Origin of the sequence: Acinetobacter celticus (assembly GCF_001707755.1) — a bacterium.
GTDB lineage: Bacteria > Pseudomonadota > Gammaproteobacteria > Pseudomonadales > Moraxellaceae > Acinetobacter > Acinetobacter celticus.
Window position 1 is genome coordinate 482,212 of sequence record NZ_MBDL01000001.1, and the last position, 17,129, is coordinate 499,340.

Sequence of the window (17,129 nt, forward strand, 5' to 3'; positions counted from 1 at the left end):
GATTGGCCTCGAAAGAAACCCTTGCAATACGACAAGGGTTCTTAGCAATATGTTAGAGAATGATCAATTATACATCTAAATCCAGATCCGTAACTGCCCCTTTCTCTGCCCCTGAGGTCAATTTAGCAAACTTGGCTAAGGCACCATAGGTGTAATTGGGTTTTGGTTTCACCCAAGCAGCTTTACGTGTGGCTATTTCCTGTTCGGAAACATGCCAAGTCAGTTCACGGGTTTCGGCATTAATGGAAATTTTATCGCCATTTTGGACCAAACCAATTGGCCCACCTTCATAAGCTTCAGGTGTGACATGACCAATAACGAAACCATGACTCCCTCCTGAAAAACGCCCATCCGTGAGTAGCGCAACAGACTGACCTAGCCCTTTACCAATAATGGCAGACGTTGGTTTTAACATTTCTGGCATACCCGGCCCGCCTTTTGGCCCAACACCACGAATCACCACCACTTCGCCTTCTTGCACTTCGCCATCTAAAATACCGCGCATTGCGCCCTGTTCACCTTCAAATACCCGCGCAGAACCTTCAAAGAACAAACCTTCTTTACCGGTAATTTTCGCCACGGCGCCTGTAGGTGACAAATTGCCTTTCAGCACCACCAAGTGCGAATCTTTTTTAATCGGTGCATCAAAAGGTAAAATGATTTGTTGCCCTGCTGGATAGTCCTCAACCTCGGCTAAGTTTTCTGCCAAAGTTTTGCCTGTAACAGTCATACAGGTACCATCAAGCATACCTGCGTTCAACATACGTTTCATCAACGGTTGAATACCACCAATGGCAATTAATTCGGACATCAAATACTTACCTGAAGGGCGCACGTCTGCCACCACTGGAATGTCTTTACCAATACGAACAAAGTCATCCAAAGTTAATGTGACCCCTGCCGTGTGTGCCATAGCAATTAAATGTAGCACACCATTGGTCGAACCACCCAAAGCAATCAGCACTTTAATGGAGTTCTCAAATGCTGCTTTGGTCATAATATCGCGCGGTTTAATGTCTAAACGCAGTAAATTCATCACCGCTTCGCCCGCGCGGAGGCAGTCGATTTTTTTCTCGTCAGAAACAGCTTCCTGCGCCGATGACCCCGGTAAGCTCATACCTAAAGCTTCAATGGCAGAAGCCATCGAATTGGCCGTATACATGCCTCCACAAGACCCCGGTCCCGGCAATGCCACCTCTTCAATGTGCTTGACTTGAATGGCGCTGATTTCACCTTTGGCATGTTGTCCGACGGCTTCAAAAACTGAAATCATGTCGGTATGGCCTGCACCCGGTTTAATGGTACCTCCATAAATAAACAGGCCTGGGCGGTTTAGTCGTGCTAATCCCATAATACAACCGGGCATGTTTTTGTCGCACCCCCCAATGGCAATCACTCCATCATAGGCTTGGCAACCCACCACAGTTTCAATAGAGTCTGCAATAATTTCACGTGAAAGCAATGAATACTTCATGCCTTCAGTACCGTTAGAAATACCGTCTGAAATGGTAATGGTATTGAAAATAATGCCTTTGCCACCTGCTCTATTGACACCATTTTCGGCTTCACGGGCAAGACCATCAATATGCATATTACACGGCGTGACATTGGCCCAAGTCGATGCAATACCAATAAAGGGACGAGTAAAGTCTTGATCGTTAAATCCTGTAGCACGCATCATTGAACGTGCAGGTGCATTTTCAATACCATCGTAAACAGGTGCTGAATGTTCGCGGATATTATCTTTACTCATGAAGCGCTCCGTGGCTTAGACTTATTTTGATTTAAATAAAGTCATGGCGAATTATTATTCTTTTGATTGTATAGAAATAAGACAGCGCAACATAGTGAACCTCTTTCGAAAATCCAAAATGATCACTAAATCACTCATAAAATGAATATTGAAAGTATCTTCTTTCTTTGGGATGAGGAGCATGCTCCGCAAGAGGATGAAGGTTTTTTCCATATAGATCCTCTCCCTAGCCCTCTCCTTTTAAAAGGAGAGGGAACATCCATTATTTCCCCTCTGTAGCACAAAAGTCATTTATGATATTTGATACGCTACAAGACCATCTGCAACTGTTCGAGGCAGGACTAAAATTAATATTTAATGTTTCTGTGATTAACTTAAAAAATGTTGGTATTTGACGAATTTTGCAGTGAGGAACAATGCTCCGTAAGATGGTTTCCTTGCGAAGCTTCGCTTCTCATTTTGCCAAATGAGAAATATATTTCGCAAGGCAGGTCGAACCGAAGGTTATATCCGGTAATTAAATGAATATCTTCATTACTTGCCGTGCTGATCCAACACCTTAAAACAAAAAAAGCACCCCATGAGGAGTGCTTTTATTAAAAAATCTAGAACTTAGATTTCACGTACCGCACCTTTTGAAGCACTGGTGGTGTGCTTGGCATAGGCTTTTAAAGCTTTAGATACTTTACGCGGGCGCTGTTCAGCAGGTTGCCAACCTTTGGCTTCTTGTGCAACACGACGTGCAGCCATGGTTGCTTCATCTACAGCCAAATGAATGGTACGGTTTGGGATATCAATTTCGATGCGGTCGCCATCTTCAACTAAACCAATTGCACCACCTTCAGCCGCTTCAGGCGAAACGTGACCAATAGACAGACCTGATGAACCACCAGAGAAACGACCATCCGTCAGTAAGGCACAGTCTTTGCCTAAACCTTTCGACTTTAAATAACTGGTTGGATACAACATTTCTTGCATCCCCGGACCACCACGTGGACCTTCATAACGAATGACAACCACGTCGCCTGCAACAATATTGCCCGCTAAAATTGATTCCACTGCAGCATCTTGGCTTTCAAAAACCCGTGCTGTACCGTTAAATTTCAAGATTGAATCATCAACCCCTGCTGTTTTTACAATACAGCCATCCAACGCGATGTTGCCGTAAAGTACCGCCAAACCACCGTCTTGTGAGAAAGCATTGGCTGCGTTACGAATCACACCTGATTCACGGTTACCATCTAAAGTTTGGTAATAACGATTTTGTGAAAATGCCGTTTGCGTTGGAACGCCACCCGGTGCTGAACGGAAGAACTCATACACGTCGGCATCTTCAGTACGGATGATGTCCCATTTGTCCAAAGCATCTTTTAAGGTTTTTTCATGTACGGTTGGTACTGACGTATCTAATAATCCTGCGCGGTCAAGCTCACCTAAAATGGACATAATACCACCAGCACGATGCACATCTTCCATGTGTACGTCTTGTTTTGCCGGTGCAACTTTACACAGCACAGGAACTTTACGCGAAAGTCGGTCGATGTCGGTCATGGTAAAATCGACTTCTGCTTCATGTGCTGCTGCCAATAAATGCAATACCGTATTGGTTGAACCGCCCATCGAAACATCTAGCGTCATGGCATTTTCAAAGGCTGCTTTGGTGGCAATTGAACGTGGTAAAACACTGTAGTCGTCTTGTTCATAATGACGTTTGGTAATTTCAACGATCAGCTGGCCTGCACGTTCAAAAAGTTTTTGACGGTTGGCATGCGTTGCAAGGGTTGAACCATTGCCTGGTAACGATAAACCCAAAGCTTCAGTTAAGCAGTTCATTGAGTTTGCAGTGAACATACCTGAGCATGAACCACAGGTTGGACATGCTGAACGTTCATATGCCGCAACTTCTTCATCTGTAAAGCTGTCATCGGCTGCAACAACCATTGCATCGACAAGGTCAATCGCGTGTTCATTGCCACGAATTTTGACTTTACCCGCTTCCATCGGCCCGCCAGAGACAAAAACCACTGGAATGTTTAGACGCATTGCTGTCATCAACATGCCCGGGGTAATTTTGTCACAGTTAGAAATACAGACCATGGCATCTGCACAATGGGCATTGACCATGTACTCGACTGAGTCTGCAATCAAATCACGTGAAGGCAATGAATACAGCATGCCGTCATGCCCCATCGCAATCCCATCATCCACCGCAATGGTGTTGAATTCTTTGGCTACACCACCTGACGCTTCGATTTGACGTGCCACCAATTGGCCAAGGTCTTTAAGATGCACATGGCCCGGAACAAATTGGGTAAATGAATTGACCACGGCAATAATTGGTTTACCAAAATCTTCGTCTTTCATTCCTGTGGCACGCCATAAACCGCGTGCGCCAGCCATATTTCTTCCGTGTGTTGATGTTTTTGAACGATAGTCAGGCATTGTTTTATTCCAACAAAATAGGAGCTTGAGCCAAATATATAAGTTTGCTCTGGCTAAATTTTACTGATTGAGAGCATAAATCAGTCGAATTTTAAACATATCATAATTTAAGTCATTGTTTTAACTTGAGCTAATTTTTCAAGGTAAAACAATGAATGTATTTTGAACGTAAATTCGATGATCTACCTGCAAAAATCATTTAATAAAACCACTATAACGCTATCAATCAGCATTCAATACAAAACTTTCATGAATAATTTTTACAATTTGCATAATTTTTTTTTATCTTATGAAAACTAACAAAAAAGAGCACAGCTTTTATTAGATACTCCTCTTTTTAGGAATAATTCAGGATCAAAAATAACATTCACACAACGTTTTAATACAATTTTTAGTACCAGAGCGACTGTATTGAATTTGTTCCAGCCACTGTACCTTGAACAGTTGCATCATTTTTTCTTATGCCCCCAACGCACCTTATAAATTGATTATTTTTTATTAATTAGTCAAATGAACTCAAAAAACCGATATAAGGTATAATTGCAATTTATTTTCAGGTCATTCGTGTGAAAATTGTCTTTGCGGGTACACCCGAATTTGCAGCTGTTGCTTTATCAGCATTGCTACAAACAGAACATGAAATTGTTGCGGTCTATACCCAGCCTGACCGTAAAGCAGGACGTGGGCAAAAATTAACAGCATCAGCTGTCAAACAATTGGCTCTCGAACATGGCTTGCCTGTCTATCAACCCTTACATTTTAAATCGTCCACTGAAGAAGGTTTGACTGCTCAAAAAGAACTTGCCGATTTAAACGCAGATGTAATGGTCGTAGCCGCTTATGGTTTAATTCTACCTCAAGTGGTTTTAGACACACCTAAGTTTGCCTGCCTAAATATTCATGGCTCTTTATTGCCACGCTGGCGTGGGGCTGCACCTATTCAACGTGCAATTGCCACGGGCGACGCCGAAACTGGTGTGACCATTATGAAAATGGCGGCGGGTTTAGACACTGGTGACATGATGTACAAGACCCTTTGCCCCATTGAAGCACACGATACTTCTGCCAGCCTACATGACAAATTAGCAGAACAAGGTGCGGAAGCTCTTACGACTGTACTCGAATCTGAAGAAAAACTACTGCATTATTTACAACACCGCGAAGTCCAAGACGAAGCGCTGACAGTCTATGCACATAAATTATCGAAAGCTGAAGCACAAATTGATTGGTCGCTAGACGCTGTGCAAATTGACCGTAATATTCGTGCCTTTAATCCGTGGCCTGTGGCTTTTATTCCACTTGATGAACAAAATAACCTGCGTGTTTGGGGGTCATTGTTATCTGTAGAAAATGCCGAAGGCCAAACGGCTGGCACAGTGCTGGCAATGAATAAACAAGGTGTTCATGTGGCCTGTGGCGATCAAAAAGCCATTTGCTTGACCAGTTTACAATGGCCAGGTGGCAAACCTTTAAACCCTGTACAAATTAATCAAACTCAAAAACTTACTGTTGGACAAACTCTATAATGAAGCCATCTCCCCATGCCTCAGGTAAAACTTTAAATTTACGTGCTCAGGTTGTGAAAACGTTATTGGCTGTCCAAAATGGTCAGTCATTGCAGTCCGTGTTGGCACAGCATATTAACATCGTGTCAGATAAAGACCGCGCGTTATACCATGAATTGGTTTTGGGTTGCTTACGTCAATGGCATGCCCTAAAACAAGTCACACTCCCCTTATTAGCGAAACCCCTTGAGAACGAAATTGTTGAAACCTGTTTGTATGTGGGTTTATACCAATTATTGTGTACCCGCGTGGCAGCACATGCGGCCATTTCTGAAACAGTAGAAGCCACAAAACAATTGGGCATGGAGAGTTTAAGTGGTGTGGTCAATGCCATTTTACGTCGCGCAACCCGTGAGTCTGAACAATTCTATGACGTTTTAGAAAATGCATCGAATCTTCCAAGTTGGTTAGCGAAGCGTTTAAAGAAAGACTGGGGCGATCAACTGGCAGAACTCAGCTATGAACTTAAACAAGTAGCACCACTCACCTTACGCGTCAACACACGCCAAGTCAGTCGTGATGAATATCTTGATATTTTAGAAGATGAAGGTATTGATGCGCATCGCTGTGAAATTTCTGATGTCGGTATTGTAATGGATGAAAGTTTGCACATTCCGAGCCTACCGGGCTTTGAAGCAGGCGGTTTTTCCGTTCAAGATGAACATGCGCAAATTTGTGCGACCTTAGTCCCTAACTTAAACGGCAAGTTGGTCATTGATGCATGTGCAGCACCGGGCGGTAAAACAGCTCATATTTTAGAAATGTACCAACCAAAAAGACTAATTGCTCTTGATCAAGATGAAAAGCGTCTCAAACGTGTTTATGAAAACTTAGAACGTTTAATGTTGAATGGTAAACATGTTGAAATTATTACCGCAGATGCAGTGAAATGGACAGCACCTGAACAGGCTGATTGCATTGTATTAGATGCACCTTGTTCTGCAGTAGGTGTCATTCGCCGTCATCCCGATATTCGTTTACTCCGTCAGTCAAGCGACATTGCCAAAACGGTTGTTTTGCAAAAACAAATTTTAGAAAATATGTGGTCGCAATTAAAAGTCGGTGGCACACTGCTTTATGTAACTTGCTCTATTTTAAAAGCAGAAAATGAACAGCAAATGGTTGAATTTTTTGCAACGCATGCAGATGCACAAGAAGTTAAAATTGAGGCAGATTGGGGACTTGAACAAATCCATGGTCGCCAACTATTACCAAGCAGAGGGCAAGGTGATGGTTTCTATTATTGCCGTATGACAAAAACGGCTTAATCAAATATATAAAAAAGACGGCAAATATGCCGTCTTTTTTTGTCATGATTGGACAAAATTATTGCATTTTAATTCCAAAATACAGCGACTTTTGTTCTTGTGGCAACAGTGATGAGAACGTAGTTTTAACTTTAGAACCATCATCTTGCACCGCTTCTGCACTACTGGTCATTGGTAAAACAGCACCTGATTTCCATGGAATGGTATAAGCTGGATACATATCATTTACCGCCACATTATTCAGTTTAGAATCACTCGTATTGGTCACAGTAATACGGTAAATCAGGCAATCCGATAAGCCCAACGTCACATTTTCCAAAGAATATGTCGCACTTTTTACAGATGCCTCAGTCATTGCAGTACATCCCGCCTGCTTCACCTGAGTTTTATGAATCTGTAACTGATTTGCCCCTACAGTGATGCTGTCCAAATTTGAAAGTACGGCAAGAATAGTACTTTGACCACTATTATCAGGTTTTGCTTCCAATTTGACTTGGCTACTTATGCCATTGGTCGCCGTTGCTGGTGCTTGAACTTTAATTAGCAGAGCCAATTCAGCCTTAGCGAGGATAGATAAGCTTTCGCTAATCATGATATCGGCGGTGTCTAATACACCATTATTATTAGTGTCTTGAAATAATGTATATAAGAAGTCATCTGCACGGACGGGGGTTAATGTAAAAGTAATATTTTTTTCTTCAACACTGCCATGGTTAATTAAACGGTGCGGAAAAACATAAGTACCGCCCACACTCACTTGTGCGGTCTGGCCATTCACCAGTTCCAATAAACGTTGCGATAAATGATCTGTAGTAACAGCATCAAGAATTACATCACCTAGACCAGACTGTAAAGATTCTATAGCAAACCAAATATTGGTTTTAGCCGTAGCCGATGGCAACACTGTTGCGACTGCACAAACTTGTCCAATTGTATTGGCAGCAACTTTTAACTGCGTAATTTGTTTCGCACTCATCCCGACTGTACATTGCGTTGAATTTGCACTAAAAAATTCTATTTTTAAACCCGATGTAAATGGGGTAATTCCTGCCTTAACTAGTGTTGAATAATCGCCTGTTGCTTGGGTTGGTGTAACCGATGTACTCGATGCATATAATTGATAATCTTGTTCTAAATTACTATAGTTTTGAATATTCAATGGGAAATAAGCTTTTTGACTACTATCTGCATTTTTCGTTATTAACGCAGTTGTACCTATTCGCCCTTCCTTCGCAATATTAAATAAACCAATACCTGTTTCAGTGGCTAATGCACTAGTTGTATTATTTGATAAATCATTTTTTGCTGCCAATAATGTTTTAACCGTCGATGTATTATTTGTAGAATCTAGATCAGTCATCTTAGTGGTTTCAACAGTTGCTGTATTGACCACATAGCCCACACTGGTATTGTCTGTATCTGTTACTTTTAAATTTTGAACTGTAAATCTATATTTAGCATTCGCTGGAATATTTCCAAGGCTTAAGCCACTACCTGCAGTATTGCTCAATAATGAAGTTAATGCATTTGCATCCGTCCATGTCGCGGGGCAAGTTTTGCTTGTACCACTGGTTAAATCCTCACAGAGCAAGCTGGTCTGATCAGCAACATTGCCACTGGTCACTTTCAGTAAATTTTGAAAATTATCTCGAAGTAAAACCCCATCTGCTTGTACAGCCGTATTATTTACTACATCCAATTGGTAAGACACTAAGTTATCTTTCAAAACAACAGAGTCAGGCTTCAATGTTTTAACCACAGCCAAGTCAATATCATCTTCTTGAATGACTAAGTCAAACTTAACATCGGCAGTGACATTACCACAGGTACTTAAATCAGTAGGAACAAACTTACTATTTGCATCTAGCGCAAACTCAAAAGGCACTGTCATATTACTATTGACTTGTGTATTACCAAAAATTTTAATAACCAAGTCATTCACTTGAACGCCCTTGGTATAATCCAAAGCAGGGTTGTATATTGGCGTATAACTAAACGTTACTTTATTGGAATTTAATGAATTTAAATTATCCACTACATTCAAATTAGACCCAGTTTGTTTATATAAGCGATAATTTGTAGCATAAACAGCTTTAGCCTGCGCATATGCTGTCGGATATTCAATTTTAAATTGCAACGTTGGCATATCACTCTGGCTTAAGATTTGCCCGACAATATTGAATGGCACCGAATATTGCTTACCCTCTGTGCTGTCTGCACCTTCATAAAAATTACCAGAAGCCGCTGTAAATTCAACCGCAGGTTTTAATCCAAGGTGAATATCATCAATAAAGTTACCGAGTGTTGCATTTGAACCAAATTTAGTTGCATCAAAAATAAATTGATAAATACCACTCGTTACATTTACTTTTGCTTTGGCATTTGAGGCATTTGCATTTTTCCATTCAAATAAACTTGTCACCGTTTGACTTGAACCTATGGTTTGCGCCGTCGTAAAATTAAAGCGATCTGCTGAAACCGTACCAATATAAAACGTTGTTTGCTCTTTTGTGCTTGAACGAGCAGCATGTCTAAAGTTCCAAATAAATTCTTCATCTTTAAACAAACACACTGTCTGATATAAAGCCGATCTTGCATTTGCATTTAGCTCTGCATATTGATTCACAAGAGGCGAAGTATTAGCAGTATTCCACGCAGGATAATCTGTATTAGATGCAGCGCCTCTACCTCGCCAGATTTCAATGAGTTTTGGGGTAGGATGCGTGGTTAACCACCCTTCAACTGCACTTTCATTAAATTGATTTGTAGTATCCGTTCCTGTAAGAGCAGGTTGATTAAAACTTAAATTGACAAAACTTCGCTGAATTTTAACTTTATTGGTATCTGCTGGGACATCTGTTGCATATGCTTGCGTCACGGCCCCAATCAACAATAGTGAAGATGCCAAAACATGAGGTAAAAATTGCTTCATCATTTCAGTTCACCTTCACTTTCTGTTGCTCTAACTCTAGCTGTAAATCTTGCCACTGTGTTTCAATTTGAATTTGGCTTGCATCATTTAATTGCAGAACCACACGACGACTTTTCGCATGTGCGAGTTTCAATTTTTCATCTATTTGCAAGTCGGTCGCACCTTTGGCCCCAGTCTGAATCCGTTGTTTTGTAATGCCTTGTGTCAGCAAATACGCTTGTACAGCATCTATACGGCGCTGTGCCAACCTTAAGTTATAATGCTGATTAGCCCGACTATCTGTATAACCTAAAAGTGTGACTGATAATTCTGGATACTGTTTGAACACCGTAATAAATTGATCAAGCACTTTTTGACTTTCTAAACTCAGTTCAGCCCGATCCAAAGCAAAATGCACCACATTCGGTACAGTTAAACTATTTTTTGCAACTGGCAGATCAATCTCTTTCAGTAACGGCCAATAGGTCGAATTAACACCAGAACAACCTTGACCATTGAGTTGTTGTAATGAAGGCAATTGATCAGGGTTCCATTCAATATTTTTGACTTTTAAATCTGTCGCTTCAACCACTTGATATAACGCTTGCTCAGCAGCATTAAAATGCTCTTTGGCATGACGCCAACCCAGTTCGCAATACTCGGCAGCTGCCCAGACCAACATCACTTCTGCATGTGCCAAACGTTCTGGCGCTTTTTCTAAAGCTCCATGCTGTTTTAAATACTCAGCTTGTTGCCATAAATCGCGACGCATTACCTGAGAAACACTGAGTACAGGTGTAGTCAATGATACGGCTTGATGGTTTTTCAAGGCATCGTCAATGCCTTGTGCATGTTGCATGGCTTCTTGACCTGCCACGGTCAAACTACTTTCCGAATGTTCATTGACTGCATAGCTTAGCCACATTTTCGCTTTATAAGCGTGATAACGAGTTGCTGCATCAGCATTGTTATAATGGGCCAAAGTGCTCGATAAGCTGTTCACCTGTTGTTGAAAAGTGTGCGCAGTGGTCGGTGCTGCAATAGCCGAACCATGACTCAAAAATAAACCTGCCAGTAAAATCACACCTAGTTTCATCTTTTATCGTCCCTGTTCTGGCTCTAAAGCAAGATTTGTTTTTGCCGAACGACGACCAAATAAATCTTCATCAAACTTGAATCTAAATCTTAAATACGTGCCTTCACCTGTCGAACTAGTATTGGCAAGTTCATTGTCTTGATAACCTAAGAAATTATAGCCTGCCGAAACCCAAAGATTCGTCGCAAAGAGATAACCCAGTTCAGCACCGACTAAATAACGTGTACCTGCACCACGGTTAGCCCATAAAGTACCTGCCTGAACACTCATATCCCAACGTTCATTCATGTCATAAATTACACGGCCACTCACCAACTGAGTCAATGCATCACTGGAAACATCATATTCATCTAAGACTGACCATTTTGCGGCATATTGACCTGATAATGTCAATTTACGTTGCGGATGATAATTACTATGCACCGACGCAACATAAGACTCACGTTTAAATTCTGCTTCTAAATCAGTTGCATTATTTTCATAGTAATATTCTAACTTAGACAAGACATCGAGCTTATTTTCATCAAAATCACGCCATGCCAAACCGAGTTGGAAACGGTTTCTTAAATGATCACCCTGATCTGCATCTTTATTATCGACAAAATTAAGCGTATTTTTGGTTAAAACGGTTGCATCATCAGTTAACTTACGTGCATACCCGACAGTATTGATAAAGGAGTCTGCACTGTCTGAACGGCGCCCTTCCAGACGTGTCATGGCTTTCCAATTATCATGGACTAAATATTCTACTCCCAAAGTCGCTGCGGTCGCATCATTGTTGATATTTTCAACATTTTTAGAGAGTGACTGAATACGCTCAAAACTACTACTTAAATATACACGCGGTTTAATCTGCCAACGATTACGTAAACCAAGTGCAGCTTCTGCTTCACGATTACTCATGCCATCTGCAACACGATATTCACTGAAAGCAGAGCCATCTTTCATATAATTACTAGAAATACCAAAGATGGTACTGTTGGTTTGTTCAGTGGTATTTAGCGAATACAAGCCATCAATCGATGAAATGACCTCATGACGTGCATATAATTCAGTATTTGGTAGGACTTTCACCGTGCCCCCAAGGGTGAGTACTTGTTTCTCTGAATCTGCAATATCTTGCTCATATTCAGTAAAAACGCTAGCGCCTTTCCAAGGCAAAGTGCCAGTAAATTTAATACGGGCGGTGGTACCGTTGTAAGACCCTAAATTTTCAGTGGCCAACGTAGCTGCGGCACTGCTTTCATCGTAATGACGTAAGCCTAATTCTACCGCCAGTATTTTAAATAAGTTACGTTCTAGACTTGCTGAAAGGCCTGTACGTACACCTTGATTATCTTGATCTTCGGTGCGAATGGCTTCTATACGTGCCAAACCAACTTTTTTAACAGGGAAAGAAGCTTTTAGGCCACTTTCCTTACGTCCTGCACTAATAGTGGCTGCATCATTTTGGAAACCATCTTCGGCTTGTTGGTGGTATGCACGAATATTGGCAAAGTTTGGATTGTATTCAAATTCAATACGCGCTGCCGTTCCTTCTTCTTTATCGCTGATAGGATCGGTATTAATCTGCGTGATTTGATCTGCGAGTGCATTGGTGTTTTTAGACTGGGCAAGTTCCGCAATGAACTTAGCATGTTGCCCTACTTTCACCACAGTATTGATACTGGCAATTTGTTCTTCTTGTAAGGGGTCATTGCTTTGTACAAATGAACCACCCACTTTCACATTATTTTTTACTGCATAACTAAAGCTTGCGCCCCCAACTTGATATTCTTCACCAATTTCATCCGCTTCCACAGTAATACGAATAAAATTCGGATTCAGGTCTTTATCGACGCTGGCAACTGCTTCTTTCAAGTAAATACTATTACTGTATGTATCGACTTCATAGTCAGAAAAACGCGTTAATGTTTGGCGAGCAATAATTAAACCAGGGTTATTGCGATCACGCGTTAACACTTCAACTTTCTCACTATTTTCTAAAATTTGATCATTGCTGATATTGCCCAGACTATATGGCCCAGTAATGCCCATAGCACGGTTTTCCGTGACAATTTGTCGGGACTTAGTCTCTGCAACAAATGCAGAAGCTTGTAATTTATCTCCTTCGTGGCCCACTTTAACGCCTGTTAATGACCGATTGTACTGCCCCAGTGCCAAGCCTTCATCTTTTTCAGTACGCGTAATATAGTCTCCATACATCGCATAAGTACGGCCTTTATCAACCCGCACATATAACTTACTGGTCGATTGAGCATCAAAACCTTTAGCCGCTGCATCGCCATAGACTGGATAATACTCGTCAGGCTGAATATCGCGGAATAAACGTTGTTTTGAGCTTTTATTTGAATCGTAAGCCAAGGTTAAAAGATAATCGCCTTTTACTTTACCTTTTAAAAATAGGGCCGCACGGCCTGTCAGTGAAGTATCACCCCAATCGGCGATCTCATTCAACTCATCTTCAAAACCATCATTACGATTGACGCTGTGTAATTTATTTTGATCAAAGTTATTAAAATTAATACTACCTTCAACCAACCCCACCGCAATTAGTGGACGTAAATCTGCTTGAAATTGAATATCAATCTCTTGCTTTAATAAGCCACTACTCACACGTAACTTGCCACGACCAGGGACATTAGGTGCGATGATCGGTACAATCATTTCACCCCCTTCAATAAAGGTTTGAAGACCCGGTTCATTTGGATTTAAATCAGGTAAATCAATAACACCTAAGTCACTTTCCAAAGTAATTGAAGTCCGTGTAGCAACTTTAACACCCTGTTTATCTTCTAGTTTAATGACCAAATGCATAACATCACGGCCATTGGCCATCACGATGGTTTGATTCTGCTGAAGTTTAAGATGGTGTATCTCACCAGGTACAATCACATTGACCTGTTGGCTTTCACGTACATTTCCTGCAAAATCGAGTTGGTCTACACGAATATTATTTTTGCCTTTATTTAACTCAATCCCAACATACTCAACACCTTGCTTTCTTTGCTCGTCCAATATCGCCAATTTACCGCGTCGCTTTTCATCAATCGGCTGACCATTCACCAAGATACGTTGCGTTGCACCTGCTGTGCCTTGAACTTGGATTGTGGTTTGAGCAAAGGGTAAAACTTGACCTTCATTTAAGTTTAATATGTCTAAAGCATTGCTATCGCTACGGGTTAAAAGCTCTTCAAGTTTAATCAGTTCAGGTGGTTTGACGGGGTCAATCACCAACTGTTTTTGTTTTAAAATATCCTGCTCATTTTTATTCAATAAACAATTTTGATCATTATCACTGGCCAAACAGCCCTGTACATTTTCAGAACGAGTGCTGGTTTCAGTATAGGATGGTACATCAATCGTTAGTTGCTTATTAATGGCTTTTTCAAGATTAAAGTTATTACTATTAATTTTACTCTGACGTTCTTTGACCATCTCAACCAAAGGCGTGGAACAGCTTTCTGCCTGATCTGCCATAGCAAAATCTGCACGATGTAATTCACCCCGTTTCACATCGACAAAACGGCTCGATGGATCACCTGCATTTCGATTCGATTGTGTAATCAGTTCTACACCAGCAGGTAGTGTGGTGCGATCTAGTTTGAGTACATGCGTTTTTGGCGAAATACCATAAAAGTCGTATTTCCCTTCTCGATCGGTAATCACATAGCTACCATCTTCCATGTACAAACGTACACCTGGTACACCTAGTTCACCTTGATCTTGCATACCGTTACGATTGCAATCGGTATACACTTTACCCACTACAAAGGCATCCGAACTAAAGACACCTGGACGCACTTTGACTTTTGCCTGCGCTTCGTTCGAACTTAAACCTGATTTTTCAATAACACGTGCACGGTTAATCCCATCACCATTTAAAGCATTTGGCCCGACTAACACCCGATATTCAACTTTAGCACTGCTATTCACCGCTAAATTACCTAAACCTAAGGTTAAATACGGGCCTTTACCACCTTCAGGATCCGCCACAGGTTTACCGTCAACACGCATGGTATTCGGTACATAGCTAAATCCGCGTGGCAGTGTATCCTGCAATTTAACATCACGTGCGACCACATCGCCCTGATTACTTACAGTAATACTGTAATTGGTAAAATCACCCAATTCAACAGATGAATCACGCGCATTTTTTTGTACCATTAAACCTGTTTGACTGAACACAGGATCAATTGGAATATCCACATTTAAGGCAGGGCTATTTGATGCGAGCGTAAATACGCCACCATATGAATACTGTGAATGCACCGTCATGGTATTAAATGAATCAATAGGATAAACCACTTGATCACTCACAAAGTTATATTTTTTTGCTGGAATCGTGGATGTATCTACTAATAATTTATAATTGCCAGCAATCACCTGTGGATAAATAAATTCGCCATTCGCATTTGTAATTTGTTTGGCAGGAATAGGGCGTAATTCACCCGTGACACGATCAATTTCAAATGCAACATTATTACCGACAGGCTGATCGTGTTCATCGACCAATGTTACCGTTGCACCGGCAACAGGCTTTTGAGTTTTTGCATCAAAAACAATGCCGTAAGGATCAATTAAAATCTGTGTAGATACATCTGTAATTGGTGTGCTAATTTGACCTTGCGTATCGACACACCCCAACAGATTCACTGTAACGTCATCACGTTTTAAAGTTTGTAAAATTGAATCTTTTAGATTTTTTTCAGCATTTTCTTCAGTGACTAAACTAAAATGGAAAATACCTGTATTTTCACCTGTTTCAGTTGCATCTACATCGACAATATCACCCGTTAATTTGGATATAATTTGTAGGCGCACCTGCTCTGTATTAAAACGGTTGGCATTACAAATAGCAGCATTGGTTTTAATATAAATTGGCTCGTTCACCTTACCTGTATACAAACTATTTTTAAAATCTTCGGTGGTACTATCTAGTGTCGCTTTACCCACAACTTTGGTTTCTACTTTATCCGATGGAGTTTTTTTATCCAACTGCCCCACTTGATGGAGCACATAAGCTTCATTGACTAAGGTGGTATAGCTGAGTGTCGGCTGAGTTTTCACAGTTAAATGAATAATACTTTTTTGACCAGCTACGAATGCCTTTTTATATGCGACAACCGCGTAACCAATTTTAGATTTATCGCTAGGTAGCTGTCGTGAATATTGACCTTCTGATAGCTTATTTAAAATAACAATATCTGAACTTTGGTCCGAACTTTCTAATTTTTCAAAAATAGTATTGGCTGGTAAAGGATCTTCAACAATCACCCAAGATTGTGATTGTCCGTCAACCATAACCGTTGTTGGTGTCACGGCTAAAGTCGCCGAATTCGTCACCGTTAAGGTATAGTTTAATGTTTGTTCCTGATTATTTACAATTAGTTGTGCCTGATCGACTTGTTTTTCTATTTTTAATTTCGGTTGCAATACCGTGACTAAATCGTCAACTGTTTTTTGTTGTTCTGAATCTTCACGTATTTGTGCAATTAAAGGTAATCTGAGTTCAGACTGGTCTGCGGTATTCGGAGATGTATCTGCAATCACCCAAAGATGAATTTTTTCACCTGACTGTAACTGTAAACCATCGGTCAGCAACGTATCTGATAAATCAAACACACCATCTTTATTAGCATCTAAATAAATTTTAATATTGGATAAATCTTTGACAGCACTGGTCTTAAAATCAAACCAAGCAACAGTATTACTTAAATTATGTACTTCATTTAACCAAATGACTTTCGAGCCAGCTTCAACGGGTGGTAACTGATCGGGCTGTAAGTTCAAGCCATATAAGCTTGCAACTTCAACATTAACGGGGTTTGACTGCACTGTTTCAATCAGTTGAGTACCACTTTGGTCTCTCACCTCATACGATGCATATGCAATATTTTGAATCATTTGTCCTGCCATAGGCATCGCAGTATGACCCTGTTGTGCAAACAACAAAGTGGAAGCAAAAGCAGAGACTGATAAGGCATTGACCTTAATATTTATGGCTTTCTTAAGTGACATAACCCCAACCCAAACATAAAAAATATAAAGTTCGACCCTTCCGAAGAAAGGTCGATAACACAACTTATTTATT

General features: G+C 40.8%; 7 protein-coding genes. 2 read left to right on the plus strand and 5 right to left on the minus strand.

Annotation, left to right across the window (positions count from 1 at the left end; translation table 11 throughout):
* Positions 1-67 precede the first annotated feature (67 nt).
* Together ilvD (BBP83_RS02235) and ilvD (BBP83_RS02240) are read right to left on the minus strand one after the other, a co-directional pair.
* Positions 68-1,753 carry a dihydroxy-acid dehydratase gene (ilvD, locus tag BBP83_RS02235; RefSeq protein ID WP_068885775.1) on the minus strand — a complete coding sequence of 562 codons (1,686 nt, stop codon included), beginning with the start codon at positions 1,751-1,753 and terminating at the stop codon, positions 68-70.
* A 612-nt stretch (positions 1,754-2,365) separates the two neighbouring features.
* The gene (gene ilvD, locus BBP83_RS02240; RefSeq protein WP_068885776.1) at positions 2,366-4,195 is read right to left on the minus strand and encodes a dihydroxy-acid dehydratase; all 1,830 of its coding nucleotides are present in this window, start codon (positions 4,193-4,195) and stop codon (positions 2,366-2,368) included.
* Between the two features lie 566 nt (positions 4,196-4,761).
* Here ilvD (BBP83_RS02240) and fmt point away from each other — a divergent pair.
* Together fmt and rsmB are read left to right on the plus strand one after the other, a co-directional pair.
* On the plus strand, positions 4,762-5,721 hold the full coding sequence (gene fmt, locus BBP83_RS02245; protein WP_068885777.1) for a methionyl-tRNA formyltransferase: 960 nt from the start codon (positions 4,762-4,764) through the stop codon (positions 5,719-5,721).
* A complete protein-coding gene (gene rsmB / locus BBP83_RS02250) occupies positions 5,721-7,028 on the plus strand; it encodes a 16S rRNA (cytosine(967)-C(5))-methyltransferase RsmB (RefSeq protein ID WP_068885778.1) in 1,308 nt (435 codons plus the stop codon). Before fmt ends, rsmB begins: the two co-directional genes overlap by 1 nt.
* A gap of 58 nt (positions 7,029-7,086) precedes the next feature.
* Here the strand turns inward: rsmB and BBP83_RS02255 are convergent, their stop codons facing one another.
* Genes BBP83_RS02255 through BBP83_RS02265 form a run of 3 tightly spaced genes read right to left on the minus strand, consistent with a single transcriptional unit; the run spans position 7,087 to position 17,056 of the window.
* The gene (locus tag BBP83_RS02255; protein WP_068885779.1) at positions 7,087-9,963 is read right to left on the minus strand and encodes a DUF11 domain-containing protein; all 2,877 of its coding nucleotides are present in this window, start codon (positions 9,961-9,963) and stop codon (positions 7,087-7,089) included.
* 1 nt (position 9,964) lies between these two features.
* A complete protein-coding gene (locus tag BBP83_RS02260; protein WP_068885780.1) occupies positions 9,965-11,035 on the minus strand; it encodes an OmpA family protein in 1,071 nt (356 codons plus the stop codon).
* 3 nt (positions 11,036-11,038) lie between these two features.
* A complete protein-coding gene (locus BBP83_RS02265; protein ID WP_068885781.1) occupies positions 11,039-17,056 on the minus strand; it encodes an SdrD B-like domain-containing protein in 6,018 nt (2,005 codons plus the stop codon).
* Positions 17,057-17,129: the final 73 nt, after the last annotated feature.

Coding starts and splice junctions, on each gene's coding strand:
- ilvD (WP_068885775.1), bottom strand. CDS start 1,753: ATGAGTAAAGATAATATCCGCGAACATTCAGCACCTGTTTACGATGGT.
- ilvD (WP_068885776.1), bottom strand. CDS start 4,195: ATGCCTGACTATCGTTCAAAAACATCAACACACGGAAGAAATATGGCT.
- rsmB (WP_068885778.1), top strand. CDS start 5,721: ATGAAGCCATCTCCCCATGCCTCAGGTAAAACTTTAAATTTACGTGCT.
- BBP83_RS02255 (WP_068885779.1), bottom strand. CDS start 9,963: ATGATGAAGCAATTTTTACCTCATGTTTTGGCATCTTCACTATTGTTG.
- BBP83_RS02260 (WP_068885780.1), bottom strand. CDS start 11,035: ATGAAACTAGGTGTGATTTTACTGGCAGGTTTATTTTTGAGTCATGGT.
- BBP83_RS02265 (WP_068885781.1), bottom strand. CDS start 17,056: ATGTCACTTAAGAAAGCCATAAATATTAAGGTCAATGCCTTATCAGTC.